The 22,364-nt window shown below is 60.7% G+C and carries 22 protein-coding genes and 2 tRNA genes; 19 read left to right on the forward strand and 5 right to left on the reverse strand.

The genetic code is table 11. The features are described from left to right. Positions 1-3: 3 nt before the first annotated feature. A complete protein-coding gene (locus BN1132_RS16385) occupies positions 4-897 on the forward strand; it encodes a flagellar motor protein MotB (RefSeq protein ID WP_042078862.1) in 894 nt (297 codons plus the stop codon). Between the two features lie 146 nt (positions 898-1,043). Further along, positions 1,044-1,520, forward strand: a complete 477-nt coding sequence (gene greA / locus BN1132_RS16390; RefSeq protein ID WP_042078863.1) for a transcription elongation factor GreA — start codon at positions 1,044-1,046, stop codon at positions 1,518-1,520. 46 nt (positions 1,521-1,566) lie between these two features. On the opposite strand, the gene BN1132_RS16395 is transcribed toward greA, so the two are convergent. Beyond that, positions 1,567-2,160 (reverse strand): hypothetical protein, encoded by a 594-nt coding sequence (locus tag BN1132_RS16395; protein ID WP_042078864.1) that lies wholly within the window; start codon positions 2,158-2,160, stop codon positions 1,567-1,569. 105 nt (positions 2,161-2,265) lie between these two features. After that, positions 2,266-2,562: a ribosome assembly RNA-binding protein YhbY gene (yhbY, locus tag BN1132_RS16400; protein WP_042078865.1), complete on the reverse strand. Its 297-nt coding sequence runs from the start codon at positions 2,560-2,562 to the stop codon at positions 2,266-2,268. Positions 2,563-2,659: 97 nt separating this feature from the next. On the opposite strand from yhbY, the gene rlmE reads away from it, so the two are divergent. The 16 genes from rlmE to BN1132_RS16480 all read left to right on the forward strand — a co-directional run bounded on the left by rlmE (position 2,660) and on the right by BN1132_RS16480 (position 19,465). Beyond that, positions 2,660-3,289 (forward strand): 23S rRNA (uridine(2552)-2'-O)-methyltransferase RlmE, encoded by a 630-nt coding sequence (gene rlmE / locus BN1132_RS16405; RefSeq protein WP_042078867.1) that lies wholly within the window; start codon positions 2,660-2,662, stop codon positions 3,287-3,289. A 45-nt stretch (positions 3,290-3,334) separates the two neighbouring features. Then, a complete protein-coding gene (ftsH, locus tag BN1132_RS16410) occupies positions 3,335-5,287 on the forward strand; it encodes an ATP-dependent zinc metalloprotease FtsH (protein WP_042078868.1) in 1,953 nt (650 codons plus the stop codon). An 83-nt stretch (positions 5,288-5,370) separates the two neighbouring features. Next, positions 5,371-6,216 (forward strand): dihydropteroate synthase, encoded by an 846-nt coding sequence (folP, locus tag BN1132_RS16415; protein WP_042078995.1) that lies wholly within the window; start codon positions 5,371-5,373, stop codon positions 6,214-6,216. 18 nt (positions 6,217-6,234) lie between these two features. Further along, positions 6,235-7,569, forward strand: coding sequence for a phosphoglucosamine mutase (gene glmM / locus BN1132_RS16420; RefSeq protein ID WP_042078869.1), 1,335 nt, complete (start codon positions 6,235-6,237; stop codon positions 7,567-7,569). Positions 7,570-7,700: 131 nt separating this feature from the next. Continuing rightward, complete coding sequence (tpiA, locus tag BN1132_RS16425) at positions 7,701-8,465, forward strand: triose-phosphate isomerase (protein ID WP_042078870.1); 765 nt, start codon at positions 7,701-7,703, stop codon at positions 8,463-8,465. Continuing rightward, positions 8,466-8,792, forward strand: coding sequence for a preprotein translocase subunit SecG (gene secG / locus BN1132_RS16430; protein WP_010633113.1), 327 nt, complete (start codon positions 8,466-8,468; stop codon positions 8,790-8,792). Positions 8,793-8,799: 7 nt separating this feature from the next. Beyond that, positions 8,800-8,884, forward strand: a tRNA-Leu gene (locus tag BN1132_RS16435). Positions 8,885-8,975: 91 nt separating this feature from the next. Continuing rightward, positions 8,976-9,052: transfer RNA gene (locus tag BN1132_RS16440), tRNA-Met, on the forward strand. 166 nt (positions 9,053-9,218) lie between these two features. Then, complete coding sequence (rimP, locus tag BN1132_RS16445) at positions 9,219-9,677, forward strand: ribosome maturation factor RimP (RefSeq protein WP_042078871.1); 459 nt, start codon at positions 9,219-9,221, stop codon at positions 9,675-9,677. Between the two features lie 14 nt (positions 9,678-9,691). Next, complete coding sequence (gene nusA, locus BN1132_RS16450) at positions 9,692-11,194, forward strand: transcription termination factor NusA (RefSeq protein WP_042078872.1); 1,503 nt, start codon at positions 9,692-9,694, stop codon at positions 11,192-11,194. Positions 11,195-11,214: 20 nt separating this feature from the next. Beyond that, complete coding sequence (infB, locus tag BN1132_RS16455; RefSeq protein ID WP_042078873.1) at positions 11,215-13,917, forward strand: translation initiation factor IF-2; 2,703 nt, start codon at positions 11,215-11,217, stop codon at positions 13,915-13,917. A gap of 55 nt (positions 13,918-13,972) precedes the next feature. Then, on the forward strand, positions 13,973-14,407 hold the full coding sequence (gene rbfA, locus BN1132_RS16460) for a 30S ribosome-binding factor RbfA (protein ID WP_042078874.1): 435 nt from the start codon (positions 13,973-13,975) through the stop codon (positions 14,405-14,407). Between the two features lies 1 nt (position 14,408). Further along, complete coding sequence (truB, locus tag BN1132_RS16465; RefSeq protein WP_042078875.1) at positions 14,409-15,368, forward strand: tRNA pseudouridine(55) synthase TruB; 960 nt, start codon at positions 14,409-14,411, stop codon at positions 15,366-15,368. 144 nt (positions 15,369-15,512) lie between these two features. Beyond that, the gene (rpsO, locus tag BN1132_RS16470) at positions 15,513-15,782 is read left to right on the forward strand and encodes a 30S ribosomal protein S15 (protein WP_042078876.1); all 270 of its coding nucleotides are present in this window, start codon (positions 15,513-15,515) and stop codon (positions 15,780-15,782) included. A 180-nt stretch (positions 15,783-15,962) separates the two neighbouring features. Continuing rightward, on the forward strand, positions 15,963-18,107 hold the full coding sequence (gene pnp, locus BN1132_RS16475) for a polyribonucleotide nucleotidyltransferase (protein WP_042078877.1): 2,145 nt from the start codon (positions 15,963-15,965) through the stop codon (positions 18,105-18,107). A gap of 146 nt (positions 18,108-18,253) precedes the next feature. Continuing rightward, positions 18,254-19,465, forward strand: coding sequence for an MDR family MFS transporter (locus BN1132_RS16480; RefSeq protein ID WP_042078879.1), 1,212 nt, complete (start codon positions 18,254-18,256; stop codon positions 19,463-19,465). 3 nt (positions 19,466-19,468) lie between these two features. Here the strand turns inward: BN1132_RS16480 and BN1132_RS16485 are convergent, their stop codons facing one another. Beyond that, on the reverse strand, positions 19,469-19,822 hold the full coding sequence (locus tag BN1132_RS16485; RefSeq protein WP_042078881.1) for a DsrE/DsrF/TusD sulfur relay family protein: 354 nt from the start codon (positions 19,820-19,822) through the stop codon (positions 19,469-19,471). Between the two features lie 160 nt (positions 19,823-19,982). Here BN1132_RS16485 and BN1132_RS16490 point away from each other — a divergent pair, with 160 nt between their 5' ends. Next, a complete protein-coding gene (locus BN1132_RS16490) occupies positions 19,983-20,375 on the forward strand; it encodes a DUF1090 domain-containing protein (RefSeq protein ID WP_042078882.1) in 393 nt (130 codons plus the stop codon). Positions 20,376-20,564: 189 nt separating this feature from the next. On the opposite strand, the gene BN1132_RS16495 is transcribed toward BN1132_RS16490, so the two are convergent. Then, positions 20,565-20,813: a YfhL family 4Fe-4S dicluster ferredoxin gene (locus BN1132_RS16495; RefSeq protein WP_042078883.1), complete on the reverse strand. Its 249-nt coding sequence runs from the start codon at positions 20,811-20,813 to the stop codon at positions 20,565-20,567. Position 20,814: 1 nt separating this feature from the next. After that, positions 20,815-22,179 carry a prephenate-dependent tRNA uridine(34) hydroxylase TrhP gene (trhP, locus tag BN1132_RS16500; RefSeq protein WP_042078884.1) on the reverse strand — a complete coding sequence of 455 codons (1,365 nt, stop codon included), beginning with the start codon at positions 22,177-22,179 and terminating at the stop codon, positions 20,815-20,817. Positions 22,180-22,364 lie beyond the last annotated feature (185 nt).

Here is a 22,364-nt window from a genome sequence, read left to right on the forward strand (position 1 = left end):
CGCATGGCAAAGTGCAAGTGCCCGCCTCCCGGTCTGCCCGGCTACATGGGGACCTTCGCCGACCTCATGTCCCTGCTGATGTGCTTCTTCGTGCTGTTGCTCTCGTTTGCCGAGATGGACGTGCAGAAGTTCAAGCAGATCGCCGGCTCCATGGAGAAGGCGTTCGGGGTGCAGAACATCCTGGAGGTCAAAGACATTCCCAAGGGGACCTCGGTCATCGCCCAGGAGTTTCGCCCTGGCCGTCCCGAACCGACCCCCATCGACACCATCATGCAGCAGACCATCGACATGACCCAGACCGAGCTGGACTTCCAGCCCGGAGATGCTGACAAGGCCGGGGGGCATGACAAGACCGAGGGACAGCAGAGTGGGGGTGACACCGCCCAGCAGGCCCAGAAGGCGCAGGAGCAGTCCAATACCCTGGCCAAGGCGCTGGCGGAGCAGATGCAGGCCCAGATCCAGGACGGGGCCATCGAGATAGAGGCGCTGGGTCAGCAGGTCATCATCCGGATTCGCGAGAAGGCGGCCTTCCCGGCAGGGTCTGCCTTCCTGCAGCCCCAGTTCTGGCCTGTGATCCGCAAGGTGGCGACCCTGCTCAAGGATGTGCCGGGTGAGATCACCGTCTCCGGCCACTCCGACGATGTCGCCACCGAAGACGAGCTGTTCCAGTCCAACTGGGAGCTCTCATCCCAGCGAGCGGTGGCGGTGGCTCATCAGATGATCAAGGTGCCCGGCTTTGACGGCAACCGGCTGGTGGTGCAGGGTATGGCGGACTCCCAGCCGCTGGTGCCCAACAACAGCCCGGAAAACCGGCGCATGAACCGGCGGGTGGAGATCGCCATCATGCAGGGCAAGCCGACGGTCTCGGCGCCCATCGGGGTTGCGGATCCCAAGTAGCTTTCGCCGGAAAGCGCGATCCCCCTTGCAGGGGCTGACATGGATTTTGTGGCGGCTTCATATTAAGATGCCCCATCCGAACCGACAGCTGCGGCTCTCTTTTGATTGCCGCAGCTTCTCTTTATAAAGCAACCCAGGTTTCGACTATGAATCATACTCCGATGACTGTTCGCGGCGCCGAAAAGCTGCGCCAGGAGCTCGACTATCTCAAGACCGAGCTGCGTCCCCAGATTATCGAAGCGATTGCTGATGCCCGTGAACACGGCGATCTGAAAGAAAATGCCGAATACCATGCCGCCCGCGAGCAGCAGGGGTTTTGTGAAGGCCGCATTCAGGAAATCGAAGGCAAGCTCTCCAACGCTCAGGTGATCGATGTCACCAAGATTGCCAACAATGGCCGCGTCATCTTCGGCGCCACCGTGACCCTGCTCAAGAGCGAGACGGAAGAGGAAGTGGTGTACCGCATCGTGGGTGACGACGAGGCGGACATCAAACAGAACATGATCTCCGTGAACTCGCCCATTGCCCGCGCCCTGATCGGCAAGGAAGTGGACGATGTCGCCATCGTCAAGACCCCTGGTGGTGACGTGGAGTACGAGATCCTGGAAGTCGCCTACCTCTGAGTCTGAGGGGCGGAAGAGACAGGGGAGCCGGGCTCCCCTGTTGCATTTACTCCCCCTGATAGGCCTGGACGAAGGCGTCCTGATGACGCTGGAAGAGCCAGTCCCGCAGCTGTTCCTGATCGTCCTTGTCCAGTCGAAATTGCACGGCCCAGTCATGCTGGCTCTGGTTGGTATCCACATGCCTGATCAGGCTGCCCGTCATCGCCAGGGGGGAGAGCCCCTCGATGCAGAGGGTGCCGTTCAGGGGATCGCCCCTGACCATGGATGCGGGCAGGCCCGCCACTATGAGGCCGCCGAGGGAGAGGCTGTGCACCTCATACTCGGTATCCCCGCTGCGCAGCACAGCGTGCTCTTCGAGGCGCCAGGCGCGCAGATGAGGCGAGCCAAGCTCGGTGATGGTGGGGGCGGCGATGCGCAGTTCGGCGTGGCCTTCCGCGGCCTGGGTGCAGTGCAGCGGAAAACGCAGCTGGTGGCCGGCGATGCGGGCCTCGAGTGTCAGAGGGGTGGCGCGTTGCAGCAGGCTCTGCAGGGGAAGGGGCAGATTGCCTCGCAGGAACTGGCCGGCAGCCTGGTCCTCGCTCTTGCCCAGGTCCCGCAGCATGGCCAGTTCTTCATCGGTGAGAAGCTGATGCTTGTCCATAGTGGATGTCCGCGACTATTCATCGCAGGTTAAGGGCCTGACGGCTATTTTGGCAAGCGACTTGGGAAGAAGGGAAATGAAGGAAAGAGCGAATGCTCTTTCCTGTTACTTGCGCGGCAACTGGATTTTGGGTTCTTTGGCCTGACGATAGATGGTCAGTACATGGCCCATGCTCTGTACCTTGATAGCGCCGGTCTCACGGACGATGGCATCCATTACCAGCTGCTTCATCTCACGATCTTCAGACGACACCTTGACCTTGATCAGCTCGTGGTGGTTCAGCGCCAGATCGATCTCGGCCAGCACCCCTTCGGTCAGACCGTGCTGTCCCAGCAGGACGACCGGCTTCAGGCTGTGGGCAAGGCCCTTGAGGTACTGTTTCTGTTTATTGTTGAGAATCATGGCAATTTCTTCATAAGTCAGGGTTGAAAGGGGCGTATTCTACCCCCACTTAGCCCTTAATACTAATAACCCTTGTGGTTTTTTAAAGTCGACAATCATGACCCAGAAAAAACGTTCCCCCAGTTCAACCCGCTGGTTAAAAGAACATTTCGACGACCAATACGTCAAAAAAGCCCAGAAGCTGGGGTTGCGTTCCCGTGCCGTTTTCAAGATCGACGAGATCCAGGGCAAGGACAGATTGCTCAAGCCTGGCATGACGGTGGTGGACCTGGGGGCGGCCCCCGGTGGCTGGTCCCAATTTGCCATCGACCAGGTGGGCGACAAGGGGCGGGTGATCGCCTGCGACATCTTGCCGATGGATTCCATTGCCGGTGTCGATTTCCTGCAAGGGGACTTTCGGGAGGAAACTGTCCTCGGCGCCCTGCTTGAACGCGTCGGCCCGGACAAGGTGGATGTGGTCATGTCTGACATGGCACCCAACATGAGCGGTACCCAGCAGGTGGATCAGGCCCGTGCCATGTATCTAGTCGAGCTGGCGCTGGACATGTGCAATCAGGTCCTGAGCAGTAACGGCAGCTTCGTGGTCAAGGTGTTCCAGGGGGAGGGGTTTGATACCTATCTCAATGAAATACGTAGACTTTTCTCTGTCGTCAAGATTCGTAAACCCGACTCGTCCCGTGCCCGTTCACGAGAAGTCTACATTGTGGCTACCGGTTTTAAACTGTAGTACCCTAACCCTCATCGTTAACTGTCAGTCTGCGAGGTCATTGATTTGAGTGACATGGCGAAAAACCTAATCCTGTGGCTGGTCATCGCCGTCGTGCTGATGTCGGTGTTCAATAGCTTCAGCCCCAGCGATACCACCAGTCGCCAGCTGGACTATTCCAGCTTCGTGAAAGAAGTGACCCAAGAGCAGATCCGTGAAGTGCGGATGGATGGCAAGGTCATCAATGGCGTCAAGCGCACCGGTGAACGTTTCACTACCATCATCCCTGCGCCGGATCCCCAGCTGCTCAACGACATGCTCAACCACAACGTCAAGGTGATGGGTGAGAAGCCGGAAGAGCCGTCTCTGATCACCTCCATCTTCATCTCCTGGTTCCCGATGCTGCTGCTGATCGGTGTCTGGGTCTTCTTCATGCGTCAGATGCAGGGCGGCGGTGGCAAGGGTGCCATGTCGTTTGGCAAGAGCAAGGCTCGCCTGATGAGTGAAGATCAGATCAAGACCACCTTCGCCGACGTCGCCGGCTGTGACGAGGCCAAGGAAGAGGTCAAGGAGCTGGTCGACTATCTGCGCGACCCGAGCAAATTCCAGAAACTGGGCGGCAAGATCCCGACCGGCGTGCTGCTGGTAGGTCCGCCCGGTACCGGTAAGACCCTGCTGGCCAAGGCCATTGCAGGCGAGGCCAAGGTGCCCTTCTTCACCATCTCGGGTTCCGACTTCGTCGAGATGTTCGTGGGTGTGGGCGCCTCCCGTGTCCGCGACATGTTCGAGCAGGCCAAGAAGTCCTCCCCCTGCATCATCTTCATCGACGAGATCGACGCGGTCGGTCGCCAGCGTGGCGCCGGTCTGGGCGGTGGTCACGACGAGCGCGAGCAGACCCTGAACCAGATGCTGGTCGAAATGGATGGCTTTGAAGGCAACGAGGGCATCATCGTCATCGCCGCCACCAACCGTCCCGACGTACTGGACCCCGCTCTGCTGCGTCCTGGCCGCTTCGACCGTCAGGTGGTGGTCGGACTGCCGGATGTGCGCGGTCGCGAGCAGATCCTGAAGGTACACATGCGCAAGGTGCCGCTGGCGGATGACGTCAACCCGGCTCTGATCGCCCGCGGTACTCCCGGTTTCTCCGGTGCGGATTTGGCCAACCTGGTCAACGAGGCTGCCCTGTTCTCTGCACGCGAGAGCCGCCGCGTGGTTTCCATGCTGGAGTTCGAGAAGGCGAAGGACAAGATCATGATGGGGGCGGAACGCCGCTCCATGGTGATGAAGGAATCCGAGAAGGAGATGACGGCCTATCACGAGGCGGGTCACGCCATCATCGGTCGTGTGGTACCGGATCACGATCCCGTCTACAAGGTGTCCATCATTCCGCGCGGCCGTGCCCTGGGTGTGACCATGTACCTGCCGGAGCAGGATCGCTGGAGCCACTCCAAGCAGCACCTGGAGTCCATGATCTCCAGTCTGTACGGCGGTCGTCTGGCGGAAGAGCTGATCTACGGTGCCGAGAAGGTATCGACCGGTGCCTCCAACGACATCGAACGCGCCACCGAGATTGCCCGCAAGATGGTCACCCAGTGGGGCATGTCCGAGCGCCTCGGTCCCATGCTCTACGCGGAAGAGGACGGTGAAGTCTTCCTCGGTCGCAGCATGGCCAAGGCCAAGCACATGTCCGACGACACCGCTCGCATCATCGATGCCGAGGTCAAGCAGGTCATCGATCGCAACTACGATCGTGCCAAGCAGATACTGCTGGACAACATGGATGTGCTGCACACCATGAAAGATGCGCTGATGAAGTACGAGACCATCGATGCCAAGCAGATCGACGATCTGATGGCTCGCCGCGAGGTCCGCGCCCCCAGCAACTGGCACGATGAACACGGTGACACCCCGCAAGGTGGCGCCACTGTGGGCAACGGGTCCGAAGTCAAGGCTCCGGCCGATGACAGTAAGGCGCCACTGAGCGACGTCGACAAGGCGAACGATGTCCCGGCCAAATAAATTGTCATGATCCAAACCCCGGGCTCGCCCGGGGTTTTTCTTTGTGCGGATAGTCAGATGTTCTGATGCAGGTGGATGAAAAGATGCAACTAGACAGCAAGGGGCGCAGCCTCTCTCTGGATCGCCCCCATGTGATGGGCATTCTCAATGTGACGCCGGACTCCTTCTCCGATGGCGGTCGCTTCAAGCGGATCGATCTGGCGCTGGGCCATGCCAGCGAGATGGTGGCCGATGGGGCGACCCTTATCGATATCGGTGGCGAATCGACCCGCCCCGGTGCCCCCGACGTGAGCGAGCAGGAAGAGCTGGACAGGGTCATCCCCGTCGTCGAGCGGATGGTGAAGGAGCTCGATGTGATGGTCTCCCTCGATACCTCCAAGGCGGCCGTGATGGTGGCGGGCTGTGCCGCCGGCGCCCACCTGATCAACGATGTGCGCGCCTTGCAGGAACCGGGAGCGCTCGACGCCGCGGCAGAGGCGGGTGTGCCGGTGTGCCTGATGCATATGAAGGGGCAGCCCAGAACCATGCAGGCAGAGCCCCATTACGACGATCTGGTGGGAGAGGTGAGGGCCTTCTTTGACGAGCGGATCGCAGCCTGCCTGGCGGCCGGGATCCCGCGCGAGCGGTTGTTGCTGGACCCGGGTTACGGCTTTGGCAAGACCCTGGCCCACAACTATCGGCTGCTGGCCGAGCAGCACAAGTTGCTTGATTACGGTTTGCCGCTCTTGGTGGGCATGTCGCGAAAGTCTATGATAGGCAACCTGCTCGGCTGCCCTGTCGATGAACGGCTGGCCGGCAGTCTGGCCTGTGCCCTGATCGGGTTGCAACAAGGGGCCAGGATCATCCGGGTGCACGACGTGCGCGCCACCATGGATGCGCTGCGTGTCGGCTGGATGACCATGACGGGACAAGATTTCGTATCCAAATAGAAAAACGAGAAACAGACAATGACCAGAAAGTATTTCGGCACCGACGGTGTGCGCGGCAAGGTGGGCGAATACCCAATCACCCCGGATTTCGTGATGAAGCTCGGCTGGGCTGCCGGCAAGGTGCTCTCCAAGAAGGGCACCCGCAAGGTGCTGATCGGCAAGGACACCCGCATCTCCGGCTACATGCTGGAGTCGGCGCTGGAGGCAGGCCTCTCCGCCGCCGGTCTCAAAGCCATTCTGATGGGGCCCATGCCCACTCCGGCCGTCGCCTACCTGACCCGCACCTTCCGTGCCGAGGCCGGCATCGTCATCAGCGCATCCCACAACCCCTATTACGACAACGGCATCAAGTTCTTCTCCGCCGACGGCACCAAGCTGCCTGACGACGTCGAGCTGGCCATCGAGGCCGAACTGGATCACGAGCTCAAGTGCGTGGAGTCCGCCGAACTCGGCAAGGCGCAGCGCATCGACGATGCGGCCGGCCGCTACATCGAGTTCTGCAAGAGTACCTTCCCCTCCAACCTGAGCCTGGAAGGGCTGAAGATGGTGGTGGACTGCGGCCACGGTGCAACTTATCACATCGCCCCTTCCGTCTTCCGCGAGCTGGGAGCCGAAGTGATCGCCATCGGTTGCAGCCCTGATGGCCTCAACATCAACGATGGCGTAGGTTCCACCGCACCGGAGGCGCTGGCCGCCAAGGTGCTGGAGTGCAAGGCCGATCTCGGTGTCGCCTTCGACGGTGACGGCGATCGTCTGGTGATGGTGGATGGTACTGGCTACATCATCGACGGGGACGAGATCCTCTATATCATCGCCCGGGATGCGCTGCGCAACGGTCGTCTCAAGGGCGGCGTGGTGGGTACCCTGATGGCCAACATGGGGCTGGAGCTGGCGCTGCAGACCCTCGGCATTCCGTTTGCCCGCGCCAAGGTGGGTGACCGCTACGTGCTGGAGATGATGAACGAGAAGGGCTGGCGCATCGGCGGTGAGAACTCGGGTCACATCATCTGCCTGGATCAGACCACCACGGGGGATGGCATCGTCGCCGCCCTGCAGGTGTTGACTGCGATGCGCACCGCCGAGATGCCGCTGGCCAAGCTGCGCTCCGGCATGAGCAAATTCCCCCAGGTGCTGGTGAATGTGCGCTTCGCCGAAGGCAAGGATCCGCTGGCATCGGACGCCGTTCAGCAGGAAGTAGCCGCGGTGGAGCAGGAGCTGGCCGGACGTGGTCGCGTGCTGCTGCGCAAATCCGGGACAGAGCCGCTGATCCGGGTCATGGTGGAAGGGGAACACGAGCAACAGGTGCGTGACATGGCCGCACGCATCGCACAACGGGTCGAGTCGGCGTTTTAATGAACAACCAAGGCGGCTTTTTAGTCGCCTTGGTTGTATCTTGTTCAAACGATTCGAAAATTTGAAAATAGCACTTGTCAGCTGAGCATCCTCTGGATATTATCAGCCCCGCTTTCGCAAGGGAGTTGCCGATGGGACATCGCAAGCCGTTTGTAGCAGCCAACTGGAAGTTACACGGTAGTAGGTCGCAGTTAGAGCAGTTTACTGGTCAGTGCCTAGAGTGCATTGATGAACGAGTAGACGTGGTCTTGTGTCCATCCCATGTGCATCTCGACTTCACGGCCGCTCTGCTCAATGGGCAGAGGGTGATGAAGTTGGGGGCTCAGAACGTGAGCCAGCACAGACAGGGCGCTTACACGGGGGAAGTCTCGTGTGAGATGCTGGTCGAGGCAGGGTGCCAATACGTACTGGTTGGCCACTCCGAGCGCAGGCGTCTCTTTGGTGAGACCAGCTTCATCGTCGCGGAGAAGTTCGCGGCAGTCAGAGCGGCTGGCCTGATACCCATACTCTGTCTGGGTGAGTCAGGGGCCGCGAGGCAGGCAAGAAGAACCTTCGAGGTGATTGCCGAAGAGCTGGACATCGTCATAGAGAAAAATGGCGCGATGGCTTTCGATAATGCTATCATCGCCTACGAGCCGATTTGGGCTGTAGGTACAGGTAAATGCGCCACACCCGAGCAGGCACAAGAGGTTCATTCCTTTATACGCGGTCGCTTGGCGGAGGATACTCCGGTAATAGGTGAGAAAGTCAGAATCATCTATGGTGGGAGCGTGACGCCGGCCAATGCACAGGATTTGTTTGCCCAGCCCGACATAGATGGCGGTCTGATTGGTGGAGCAAGTCTCGATGACAAGGCGTTTTTAGGAATCGTTGAAGCGGCAAAGGGTGCAAGTTAAATGTACGAGATTCTTTTGGTCGTTTATCTGCTGGTATCGCTGGCTCTGATTGGTCTGGTGATGATTCAGCAAGGTAAAGGGGCTGATATGGGCGCCTCCTTCGGCGCAGGGGCATCGAATACCGTATTCGGCTCCGGTGGTTCAGGTAGCTTCCTGACCCGCACAACAGCGATTTTGGCTACTCTGTTCTTCTTGATTAGCCTGGTGCTCGGATCCATGTCGAGCAACAAGGTAAAACAGGGTAGTGAATGGGAAAATCTGCAACAGACCCAACAGGTTGAGCAGAGCAAAGCGCCAGTGAAGAAAGACACTGACGTTCCCGAGTAAGAGTTTTGCCGTGGTGGTGGAATTGGTAGACACGCTATCTTGAGGGGGTAGTGCTCTAGGGTGTGCGGGTTCGAGTCCCGCCCACGGCACCAATTAAGCAGTGAACCCGGGTGACCGGGGTGTTATAGCCAGTCAGTCTTGTGTGATGAGAGTGAAGTGGCTATAATCTCGCACGATTTCGGACGCGGGGTGGAGCAGCATGGTAGCTCGTCGGGCTCATAACCCGAAGGTCGTCGGTTCAAATCCGGCCCCCGCAACCAAATTTCACGCATTTCCTACGCTCAGGAAGGCGGTCGCTGCGAGGCGACAATCAGGGTAAAGCGCCAAGCCCCGATTTGACATCGGGGCTTTTTGTTATGTGCGATTTATTCTGACTCTATTTCTATCTGGGCTATATGCCCTTTTTTTGTTTTTCGGAGGGTGACTTTGGCTACGTTGGAACAACGTTTGACCGATCTGCTCGAGGCTCCTGTCGTTGCCTTGGGTTTTGAACTGTGGGGTATCGAATTTGTCCGTGCGGGCAAACACTCGACCCTGCGCGTTTTCATCGACGCGGAGCAAGGTGTGACGGTGGAAGACTGCGCCGAGGTGAGCCGCCAGGTCGGCGCCATCATGGACGTCGAAGACCCCATCACCGAGGAGTACTACCTTGAAGTCTCCTCCCCGGGTCTGGATCGTCCGCTGTTCAAGGTCGCCCAGTTCGAAAAATACGTTGGCCAGGAGGCGGCGGTTTCGCTTCGGATGGCAACAAACAACCGCCGCAAGTTCAAAGGCGTAATCAAAGCCGTGCAGGGGGACATGATCACCCTGACGGTAGATGGTAAGGACGAGGTGTTGGCTTTCACCAATATCCAAAAAGCGAACATAGTGCCGAACTTTGGTTAACGAGGCTATCGGATATGAATAAAGAGATTTTGCTGGTCGTTGACGCAGTGTCCAACGAGAAGGCTGTCCCCCGCGAGAAGATCTTCCAGGCTCTGGAGACTGCGCTGGCGACTGCGACCAAGAAAAAATACGAAGGCGAGATTGAAGTGCGGGTCGAGATCGATCGCAAGACCGGCGACTACGATACCTATCGCCGCTGGGTCGTCATCGCGGATCAGGCTGCGATGGAAAACCCCTACGCCGAGATCACCCTGGAAGCGGCTCAGATCGAGCAGCCGGATATCCAGATTGGCGACTACGTGGAAGATCAGATCGACTCCGTGACCTTCGACCGTATCACCACCCAGACCGCCAAGCAGGTCATCGTGCAGAAAGTGCGCGAGGCCGAGCGCTCCCAGGTCGTCGACCAGTTCAAGGACAAGGAAGGCACCATCATCAGCGGCGTGGTCAAGAAGAGCAACCGCGACAACGTGATCCTGGACTTGGGCAGCAATGCCGAGGCCGTGATCTTCCGCGACGACATGCTGCCGCGCGAGACCTTCCGCCCGGGCGACCGCATCCGCGGCCTGCTGTACGCCGTGCGTCCGGAAGCCCGTGGTTCCCAGCTGTTCGTCAGCCGCTCCAGCCCGGACTTCCTGAAAGAGCTGTTCCGCATCGAAGTGCCGGAGATCGGCGAAGAGATGATCGAAATCATGGGTGCCGCCCGTGACCCGGGTTCCCGCGCCAAGATCGCGGTGAAGACCAACGATCGTCGCATCGACCCGATCGGTGCCTGTATCGGCATGCGCGGTGCCCGCGTTCAGGCGGTTTCCGCCGAGCTGAGCGGCGAGCGCGCCGACATCGTGCTGTACGATGACAACCCGGCCCAGTACGTGATCAACGCCATGGCGCCGGCCGATGTGGCCTCCATCATCGTCGATGAAGACAACCACACCATGGACATCGCCGTGGAAGCCGCCAACTTGGCCCAGGCCATCGGTCGCAACGGTCAGAACGTGCGTCTGGCCTCCCAGCTGACCGGTTGGGAGCTGAACGTGATGACCGTCGAGGACATGCGTGCCAAGCACCAGGCCGAGAACGACCGCATCATGACCCTGTTCACCAGCACCCTGGACATCGACGACGATTTCGCCGGCCTGCTGATGGAAGAGGGCTTCTCCACTCTGGAGGAGATCGCCTTCGTGCCGGTCAATGAGCTGCTGGCCATCGACGGTCTGGACGAAGACATGGTCGAAGAGCTGCGCAAGCGCGCCAAGGATGCCCTGACCACCAAGGCCCTGGCCAAAGAAGAATCCTTTGAAGGTGTTGAACCTTCCGAAGAACTGCTCAATCTGAACGGCCTCGGCCGTGACATGGCGTACGCCCTGGCCGCGCGCGGCATCGGCACCCTGGAAGATTTGGCAGAGCAAGGCATTGATGACCTTGCCGACATCGAAGGGCTGACCGCCGAGAAGGCAGGTGAGCTGATTATGGCTGCTCGCAATATCTGTTGGTTCGGAGAAGAGCAGTCTAGTTAAGATCAAACGGAGGAAAATGAATGGCAGAAGTATCAGTCAAACAACTTGCCACTGACATCGACACACCGGTTGATCGTCTTCTCCAGCAGTTTGTCGATGCCGGTATCAGCAAGAGCAAGGCCGACGACCTGGTCAGCGAGTCCGAGAAGCAGACTCTGCTGGCCCATCTGAAGAAACAGCATGGAGGTGACGAGGTTGCCGCCCCTGCCCGCATGACCTTGCAGCGCAAGACCAAGAGCACCCTGAGTGTTCAAGGTACTGGCGGCAAGAACAAGGAAGTGCAGGTAGAAGTGCGCAAGTCTCGCACCTATGTAAGACGCTCGGCGCTGGAAGATGAACAGCGTCAGGCGGAAGCCGAGGAAAAAGCGCGTTTGGAAGCAGAAGAAAAAGCTCGTCGCGAGGCCGAAGAGAAGGCCCGCCTCGACGCTGAAGAGAAGGCTCGCCGTGAGGCTGAGCAGGCTCGTCGTGAAGCTGAGGAAAAGGCGCGGATCGAGGCACAACAAAAGGCTCGACAGGCTCAACAGCCCGCCAAAGCAGCCAGTAGCACAGCTCAGCAAGAGGCAGAAAAGATGGCCAAGCGCGAAGCAGAAGAACTGAAGCGCCAACAGGAACAGACAGCTTTGCAAAAAGCTGAAGAACTCGCCGCGAAGAAAGCCGAAGAGGCTCGTCTCATGGCGGAACAGAATGCGGCCCGCTGGGCCGAGGAAGAGGCGGCTCGTGCCAAAGAGAGCAGCGATTACCATCTGACCACCAACAAGCACGCGCAAGCGGCGGAAGATGAGCTGGATCGCAAGGAAGAGACCAGCCGTCGCACGGCTGCCGCTGCCAAGGCGCCGAAGAAGGTCGGCCGTCGCGAAGATGACCGCAACGACCGCAACTCCCGCGATCCGCGTGCTCGCAAGGGCAAGCGTGGCAAGATGGCCATGCCGAACGCCATGAAGCACGGCTTCAACAAGCCGGCGGCCGTGGTCAACCGCGACGTCGTCATCGGCGAGACCATCACAGTGGCGGAACTCGCCAACAAGATGGCCGTCAAGGGTGTCGAAGTCATCAAGGTGATGATGAAGATGGGCGCCATGGCCACCATCAACCAGGTGATCGACCAGGAGACCGCCCAGCTGGTCGCCGAGGAGATGGGTCACAAGGTGGTGCTGCGCCGCGAGAACGAGCTGGAAGAGGCGGTACTTAGCGATCGTGACGAGACCTCCGAAGCCAAGCCGCGCGCCCCTGTCGTGACCATCATGGGTCACGTCGACCACGGCAAGACCTCCCTGCTGGACTACATCCGCAAGGCCAAGGTTGCCGCGGGCGAAGCCGGCGGCATCACCCAGCACATTGGTGCCTACCACGTCGAAACCGACAGTGGCATGATCACCTTCCTGGATACCCCGGGTCACGCGGCGTTCACCTCCATGCGTGCCCGTGGTGCCAAGGCCACCGACATCGTGGTACTGGTGGTGGCTGCCGATGACGGCGTCATGCCGCAGACCATCGAAGCGATCCAGCACGCCAAGGCCGCAGAAGTGCCCCTGGTCGTTGCGGTCAACAAGATCGACAAGCCGGAAGCGGATCCCGATCGCGTCAAGACCGAGCTGGCCCGTTACAACGTCATGTCGGAAGACTGGGGTGGCGACTGCCAGTTCGTGCACGTCTCCGCCAAATCCGGTCAGGGCATCGACGACCTGCTGGAGGCCATCCTGATCCAGGCCGAAGTGCTGGAGCTGAAGGCCGTGGTCGACGGCATGGCCAGCGGCGTCGTGATCGAGTCCTTCCTTGACAAGGGCCGTGGCCCGGTTGCCACCGTGCTGGTGCAGGAAGGTACTCTGCGTCAGGGCGACATCGTGCTGTGCGGTCTGGAATACGGCCGTGTGCGCGCCATGCGTGACGAACTGGGTCGCGAGATCAAGGAAGCGGGTCCGTCCCTGCCGGTCGAGATCCTCGGCCTGTCCGGTGTGCCCTCTGCCGGTGACGAAGCCACCGTCGTGCGTGACGAGAAGAAGGCCCGCGAAGTGGCACTCTATCGTCAGGGCAAGTTCCGCGAAGTCAAGCTGGCTCGCCAGCAGAAGGCCAAGCTGGAGAACATGTTCGCCAACATGACCGAGGGCGAAGTGTCCGAAGTGAACGTGGTGATCAAGGCCGACGTACAGGGTTCCGTGGAAGCGATCTGCGACGCCCTGGTCAAGCTCTCCACCGAAGAGGTGAAGGTGAAGATCGTCGGTTCCGGCGTGGGTGGCATCACCGAGACCGACGCCACCCTGGCTGCCGCGTCCAGCGCTATCCTGGTGGGCTTCAACGTCCGTGCCGACGCTTCTGCCCGCAAGGTCATCGAGGCCGAGAGCCTGGATCTGCGCTACTACTCCGTCATCTATGACCTGCTGGACGAAGTGAAGCAGGCCATGAGCGGCATGCTGGCACCGGAATATCGTCAGGAGATCATCGGTCTGGCGGAAGTGCGCAGCGTCTTCAAGTCGCCGAAGTTTGGCGCCGTGGCCGGCTGTATGGTCACCGAAGGTGTGGTCAAGCGTTCCAACCGCATTCGCGTTCTGCGCGACAACGTGGTTATCTACGAAGGCGAGCTGGAATCCCTGCGTCGCTTCAAGGATGACGTCAACGAAGTCAAGAACGGCTACGAGTGCGGCATCGCGGTCAAGAACTACAACGACGTGCGCGAAGGCGACCAGATCGAAGTTTACGAGACCGTTGAAATCCAGCGGACTCTGTAAGCCGAGCGTTATACAAAATAGGGGGCCGCGGCCCCCTTTTATCGCAGGATAGAATATGGCCAGAGAATTCAGCCGGACCCGTCGGGTCGGGCAGCAGATCCAGCGTGAAATCGCGCTGATCCTGCAGCGCGAGGTGAAAGACCCGCGCATCGGCATGGTGACGGTTTCCGATGTGGAAGTGTCCAAGGATCTGAACTATGCCAAGATTTACGTCACCTTCTTGCAGCTGGAGAACGATGCCGAGCGAATCGCGGAAGGGCTCAAGGGCCTGACCGAAGCCGCCGGCTACATCCGCAGCCTGCTTGGCAGCGCCATGCGCCTGCGGGTGGTGCCGGAGCTGCGTTTCTACTATGACCAGACCCTGGTCGAGGGGATGCGCCTCTCCAACCTGGTGACCAACACTGTGCGGGAAGACAAGCGCCGCATGACCGAAGCCGGTCGTGACGAGAGCGATGCCGCACCGGATGACACTACTGAGGACAAAGCCTGAGATGTCTCGAAGACGTCGTTTCAAGGGCCGTGACGTGCACGGCATCCTGCTGTTGGACAAACCCACCGGCCTGACCTCCAACGATGTGTTGCAGAAGGTCAAGCGGATCTACAACGCCGCCAAGGCCGGCCACACCGGCGCCCTGGATCCCCTGGCGACCGGCATGTTGCCGATCTGCCTGGGGGAAGCCACCAAGTTCTCCCAGTACCTGCTGGAAGCGGACAAGCGCTACGAGGTGACCGCCAAGCTCGGCGAGCGTACCAACACCAGCGACTCCGACGGGGAGGTGGTCTCCACCCGGCCGGTGAACGTGGCGGTGGGCACCCTGATCGAGGCGCTGGACCAGTTCCGCGGCCCCATCATGCAGGTGCCGTCCATGTACTCCGCCCTCAAGCACAACGGCCGTCCGCTCTACGAGTACGCCCGCGAGGGCATCGAGATCGAGCGGGAAGCCCGTCCCATCACCATCTTCGAGCTCAAACTGCTGAGCTTCGAGGGGGATGAGGTGCGCCTCGAGGTGCACTGCAGCAAGGGCACCTACATCCGCTCCCTGGTGGACGATCTCGGCGAGGTGCTGGGCTGTGGCGCTCACGTCACCCAGCTGCGCCGTACCCAGGTGGCCAGCTACCCATACGAGCGGATGCTGACCCTGGAGCAGCTCGAGTGCATCTTCGAGCAGGCCAAGGCGGAGAGCATCCCGCCGCGGGAGCAGCTGGATCCCCTGCTGCTGCCGATGGATACCGCCGTGGCCTCCCTGCCAGAGGTGAACATGCAGGTGGCGGTGGCCGCCTACGTGAATCAGGGTCAGGCCGTTCAGGTGGCGGGTGCGCCGCAGAGCGGCCAGGTCCGCATGACGGTCGGCCCGGAACGCGAGTTCATCGGGGTGGGCGAGATCGACGACGAGGGGCGCGTGGCGCCCAAGCGTCTGGTGCGCTATCACGACGAACACGACGAGGAGTGATCCTCAGGCGGTATCGAGGCGTGTTGGCCGTTGTGCCTCTTTCCCGTTGCGAAAAGTGACGGGGACGATTATGATACCGCCCTCATTTCACGGCTGAATTAGAGATTGGCTGTGGACCTTTAAACACTCTACTGGAGTAACATCATGTCTCTAAATGCTGAGATCAAAGCGCAAATCGTTGCCGACAACGCTCGTGGCGCCAACGACACCGGTTCCCCCGAAGTGCAGGTTGCCCTGCTGACTGCCCAGATCAACCATCTGCAAGGTCACTTCAAGGAGCACGCCAAGGATCACCACGGTCGTCGTGGTCTGCTGCGCATGGTTTCCCAGCGTCGCAAGCTGCTGGACTACCTGAAGCGTAAAGATTCCGAGCGTTATGCCGCTCTGATCGCCAAGCTGGGTCTGCGTCGTTAATCGACCATCAGATTTCGCGAAAAAGGGGAACCGTGAGGTTCCCCTTTTTTATGGCCCGTTTCAAACGGGATGCAGGCCGTTGCCTGCCTCACAGAATTAACGTCCGCGCTTACCTTTTGATGCGAATCAAGTATACTTGCACGCGAATTTAAAGCGCCAAATTGTTAAAAGGAAATTCACGTGAATCCTATTGTAAAGTCATTCCAGTACGGTCAACACACCGTCACACTGGAAACCGGTGTGATGGCCCGTCAAGCCACTGCGGCCGTCATGGTCAGCATGGACGATACCTGTGTCTTCGTGACCGTCGTAGGCAAGAAAGAGGCCGATCACGGCCGTGATTTCTTCCCGCTGACCGTCAACTATCAGGAGCGTACCTATGCTGCTGGTCGTATCCCGGGTGGTTTCTTCCGTCGTGAAGGCCGTCCGAGCGAGGGTGAAACCCTCATCTCCCGTCTGATCGACCGTCCCATCCGTCCGCTGTTCCCGGAAGGCTTCCTCAATGAGGTTCAGGTGGTTGCCACCGTCATGTCCGTGAACCCGGCCGTTTCCCCCGACATCGTTGCCATGATCGGTGCCTCCGCGGCGCTGGCCATCTCCGGCATCCCGTTCGGCGGCCCGATCGGTGCAGCCCGCGTGGGTTACATGAACGGTCAGTACGTGCTGAACCCGACCACCACCGAACTGCCCCAGAGCGATCTGGACCTGGTGGTTGCCGGTACCGCCAACGCCGTGCTGATGGTGGAATCCGAAGCGGCCATCCTCTCCGAAGAGGTGATGCTGGGCGCCGTGGTCTACGGTCACGAGCAGATGCAGGCCGTGATCAACGCCATCAACGAATTCGCTGTCGACGTCGGCACCAAGCCGTGGGACTGGACACCGCCTGCCGTCAACGAAGCGCTGAAGGCCAAGGTGGCCGAGCTGGCAACAGCTGAACTGGGTGAAGCCTATCGCATCACCGAGAAGGCCGTGCGTTATGAAACCATCGCCGCCATCAAGGGCCGCGTGGTCGAGCAGGTCATCGCCTCTGGCGTGGAAGAAGATGCCAAGAAGATCGGCGAAGAGTTCCACAGCCTGGAAAGCCGCATCGTCCGTGGTCGTGTCGTACGTGGCGAGCCGCGCATCGATGGTCGCGATCCGGAGATGATCCGCGCCCTGTCCGTCGCCACCGGCGTACTGCCGCGTGCCCACGGCTCCGCCCTGTTCACCCGTGGTGAAACCCAGGCCATGGTCGTTGCCACCCTGGGCACCGAGCGTGACGCCCAGAATATCGACGAGCTGACCGGCAACCGCGCCGATCGCTTCATGCTGCACTACAACTTCCCGCCATACTGCGTCGGTGAGACCGGCATGATGGGTAGCCCGAAGCGCCGTGAAATCGGTCACGGTCGTCTGGCCAAGCGTGGCGTTGCTGCCGTGATGCCGAGCGCCGACGAGTTCCCGTACGTGGTACGCGTGGTCTCTGAAATCACCGAATCCAACGGCTCCTCCTCCATGGCCTCCGTCTGTGGTTCCTCCCTGGCGCTGATGGACGCAGGTGTGCCGATCAAGGCCTCCGTTGCCGGTATCGCCATGGGTCTGGTGAAGGAAGAAGAAGGTTTCGTCGTGCTGTCCGACATCCTGGGTGACGAAGATCACCTGGGCGACATGGACTTCAAGGTTGCCGGTACCACCGAAGGTGTGACCGCCCTGCAGATGGACATCAAGATCGAAGGCATCACCAAGGAGATCATGGAGATTGCCCTGAAGCAAGCTCGTGGTGCTCGCCTGCACATCCTGAAAGTGATGGACGAAGCCATCCAGGCTCCGCGTGCCGAGATCTCCGATTTCGCCCCGCGCATCCACACCATCAAGATCAACCCGGAGAAGATCAAGGACGTCATCGGCAAGGGTGGCTCCGTGATCCGCGCGCTGACCGAAGAGACCGGCACCAACATCGAGCTGGATGACGACGGTACCGTCCGCATCGCCGCCGTCGACGGTGAAGCCGCCAAGGAAGCGATCCGCCGTATCGAGGCCATCACTGCCGAGATCGAAGTGAACCGCATCTACGAAGGCAAGGTTGTCCGTCTGGCCGACTTCGGTGCCTTCGTCAACATCCTGCCGGGCAAGGACGGTCTGGTGCACATCTCCCAGATCACCGATGCGCGCGTGCAGAACGTGGCCGACTATCTGAAGATTGGTGACGTGGTGAAGGTGAAGGTACTGGAAGTGGACCGTCAGGGCCGCGTGCGTCTCTCCATCAAGGAAGCGAACGCCCCGACCGAAGCCGCTGCCGCTCCGGCCGCCGCCGCCGTTGCCGTGGAAGAGCCGGCTGCCGAATAAGCCGCCGCCTGCTGAAAAAGCCGACCTCAGGGTCGGCTTTTTGTTGTCTGGCATCCGGCGATCCCGTCGGTGAGATGCCTTGTTCCTTTTGGCGCCACTTGCTATAAGGGGCGACCCGCCTCTCGGTTGTCAAAAGGAAGTGCAACATGTCATGGGCCTCTCTCAGGCAGTTTACCCCCCTGGTCTGGATCGTCATCCTGGGCACCTTCATGGTGCGTACCACCTTCTTCATGGTCTGGCCCTTTCTCTCCATCCTGCTCTACCGTGACTACGGCCTGTCGGCGACCCTGATAGGGGCCATCCTGGGGGCGACGGCGGCCCTCTCCACCCTGGTGAGCTTCTACGGTGGCTGGTTGTCGGACAAGTGGGGGAGGCGCAACATCCTGCTGTTTGGCTGCCTGATATCGGCCTCGAGCGTGGCCCTGCTCGGCCTCTCCCACCAGGTGGTCTGGCTGGCGGTCGGGGTGATCGGCAGCGGCCTCTCCTACGGGCTCATCGACTCCCCCGGCAAGGCGCTGATGGCCGACAGCCTGGCCGAGCCCAAGGCCCGCGAACTGGCGCTGCACCTGCGCTACTTTCTGCTGAACCTGGGAGCGGCCATCGGTCCCCTGCTCGGGGTCACCTATGGTCTGAGTGCGCGGCAGGAGACCTTCCTGCTGCTCAGCGCCAGCTACCTGCTGCTCGGCGCCATCTTCGTCACCGGCTTTCGGCTGGCCGGTTGTCAGGCAAGCCAGGCGGCCGGTCCCGGCATGCGCACCGTGTTGCGGGTGCTCTGGCAGGACAGGGGCTTCCTGCTGCTGACCCTGGCGAACCTGCTGCTGATGCTGGTCTATGCCCAGTTCGAATCCCCCCTCATCCAGTACCTGACCCGTTCGGGCACACCCGAGGTGGAGCGGCTCATCGGCTGGCTGGTCACCGCCAATGCGTTGACCATAGTGATACTGCAGTTCCCCCTGCTGCACCTGACCGCGGGTTGGCCCACCCGGCGCAGGCTGCAACTCGGGGTGGCGCTGTTTCTCGGCGCCCAGTTGCTGTTTGCGCTGGGGGATACCGCCATCTGGTGGCACTGGATAGTGGCCGTGGTCCTCTTGAGCGTCGGGGAGTGCATCCTGTTCCCCTTGCTCAACGTGCTGATCGATCAGATGGCGCCGAGCCACCTGAAGGGCAGCTACTTCGGGGCGGCCTCCATGTCCGGGCTCGGGGTCGCCATGGGGGCCCTGCTGGGGGGCTGGATACTGGCCCACTGGGGAGGCGCCACCCTCTACGCCCTGATGGCGCTGCTCTGCCTGATGATCCTGATGCTCTATGGCCTGAGCACCCGGATCCCGCGACCCACGCTGGCCCGGGCCGGTACCTGATGGCTAGAAGGTCAGCACCTTGTCGGCGGCCAGGGTCCACTGGGCCAGCAGGGGCAGGGTGCCTATCTCGATGCCCTCGATGAGGGGCAGAGGGGTGATGCCACGGGCGTCGGTGCAGCTCTGGCACAGCCGGATCTGGGTGCCCTGTGCCAGCAGGATCTCCAGCATCTGGCGCAGGTTGTAGCCCTCGGCCGGGCTCTGCCCTGCCAGGGCGGCGCCGACCGCATCCGACATCAGGAAGAGTTTCAGGTCTGTCTTCTTCTGCTCCTGGAGGGCAATCCCGAGGCGAAGGGCATTGAACAGGGACTCGCTGCCATAGGGGGCGCCGTTGGCGACGATGAGGATCTGCGGTTTCATGGGACTCTCCTGGGTTAAAGGGGCATTGTAGCGCCACCCGGATGACACTGGCTTGATGCAGTGCAAACTCTGTCGTAGCCCGGGTTCCCGCGTCTTGACCTCGCGGGATGAGTCAGGTCTCATGGGCGGCCATCCAGTATGACAGAGCAAAGAGGTCGTTATGTGGAAGATCGCCGGAATAGGCTTGTTGCTGTTGGCCGGGCAGGCCTATGGCAGTGAAAACGTCGGCTGCAAGGCCAGACATCAGGCGGTGACCGAGCAGCTCGCGTTCGCCAGGGCGCACGACAACGCAGAGCGGGTTGCCGGGTTGGAGCAGGCCCTGCGCAACATCGAGACCCACTGTACCGATGCCGGGCTCCTTGAGGATCAGCAGCAGAAAGTGGTCAAGCAGAAGGCCGAGGTGGAAGAGCGGCTGGCGGATCTGCAGAGTGCGCGGGTGGCGGGCAAGCCGGACAAGATCGCCAAGAAGCAGGCAAAGCTGGAAGCGTCCCAGGCCGAGCTGCTGGAGGCCCAACGGGAACTCGAGGCGCTGCAGAAACTGGTCAAGCCCTGAGGGGAGGGCAGCGCAATAGAAAAAGCCGGGCATGCCCGGCTTTTTCTATGGTGAGTGGGAGCCCTTGTGGGGCTGCTGTCGCTACTGCCTGTGCATCCGCACGAACTTATCCAGCAACTGATCCTCGGTTTCCACGTGGGCGGGAGCCCGGAGGATGCAGTCCAAAAGGCGCAGACGCTGATGCCGGTGTTACTGCCTGTGCATCCTGACGAATTTGTCCAGTAACTGCTCTTCGGTCTCCACGTGGGCGGGATCCCAGATGATGCAGTCGATGGGGCAGACGCTGATGCAGGTGGGCTTCTCATAGTGGCCGACGCACTCGGTGCAGCGATCCGGGTCGATCTCGTAGATCTTGGTCCCCAGGCTGATGGCCTGGTTCGGACACTCCGGATCGCACATGTCGCAGTTGATGCACTTGTCGGTGATGAGCAGCGCCATCTCAGGCCGCCGAGTGGGGCTGACGGGTATCCTCGCGCTCGCCGAGGTTGCGCAGCAGGATGCCGTAGTTCACGTCCACTTCCTTCGGTACCGGCACATAGACCACGTGGCCGTTGCCCGGCGCGGTGTCGATGAGCTCGCCCTTGCGGTTCTGCATCTGCTCCAGGTTGAAGCTGAGGTTGCCTTGTGGGGTCATCAGCTCCAGGCTGTTGCCCAGCAGGAACTTGTTCTTCACCTCGACCTCGACCATGTCACCGTTGCGACCGGTGATCTCGCCGACGAACTGCTGGGTGTCGGAGACGGAGTAGCCGTAGTCGTAGTTCTGGTACTCGCTGTGGTTGTGGCGGCGCAGGAAGCCCTCGGTGTAGCCGCGGTGGGCCAGGTTCTCGAGGGTGCCCATCAGGGTGGGATCGAACGGCCGGCCGGCCACCGCATCGTCGATGGCCTTGCGATAGACCTGGGCGGTGCGGGCGCAGTAGTAGAAGGACTTGGTACGGCCTTCGATCTTGAGGGAATGGACGCCCATCCTGGTCAGGCGCTCCACGTGCTCGACGGCGCGCAGGTCCTTGGAGTTCATGATGTAGGTGCCGTGTTCGTCCTCGAAGGCGGTCATGAACTCGCCGGGACGGTTGGACTCCTCCAGCAGCACCAGGGCGTCGCTCGGCTTGCCGGCCCCCAGGGTCGGATCCACCTTTTGCACGGCGATGGGCTCCTGGCGGTGGACGATCTGGCCCACGTCATCTTCCTTGCCCTCGTGGACCTTGTACTCCCAGCGGCAGGAGTTGGTGCAGGTGCCCTGGTTGGGGTCGCGCTTGTTGATGTAGCCGGAGAGCAGGCAGCGGCCCGAGTAGGCCATGCACAGGGCGCCGTGGACGAAGACTTCCAGCTCCATCTCCGGCACCTGCATGCGGATCTCCTCGATCTCGTCCAGCGACAGCTCGCGGGAGAGAATGACCCGGGTCAGGCCCATCTGATGCCAGAACTTCACCGTGGCCCAGTTGACCGCGTTGGCCTGCACCGACAGGTGGATCGGCATCTCGGGGAAGGCTTCGCGCATCATCATGATGAGACCGGGGTCGGACATGATCAGTGCGTCCGGTTTCATCTCCACCACGGGGCGCATGTCGCGGATGAAGGTCTTGAGCTTGGAGTTGTGGGGCTGGATGTTGGCCACCACATAGAACTGCTTGCCCAGGGCATGGGCCTCGTTGATGCCGAGCTGCAGATTCTTGTGATCAAATTCGTTGTTGCGTACCCGCAGGCTGTAGCGGGGCTGACCCGCGTAGACGGCGTCGGCGCCATAGGCATAGGCGTAACGCATGTTCTTGAGGGTCCCGGCGGGGGAGAGCAATTCTGGTCTGAACATGTTGGACTCTTTGTCTGATTGCAAATCAGGACGGCGCCACCTGATGGCGTCGTATGGATTAATCGGCATGGCGCGACCGTACTCGACGCACCGCCTCCGATCGGACTACACCAGGGAACGAGATGGTTCGATACTCCTGATACAGAGGGTGCGAGATTGTACTCGTGACCGGCCCTTCATGCAAT

This window comes from Aeromonas sanarellii (assembly GCF_000820085.1).
In the GTDB taxonomy this organism is placed as follows: Bacteria; Pseudomonadota; Gammaproteobacteria; order Enterobacterales; family Aeromonadaceae; genus Aeromonas; species Aeromonas sanarellii.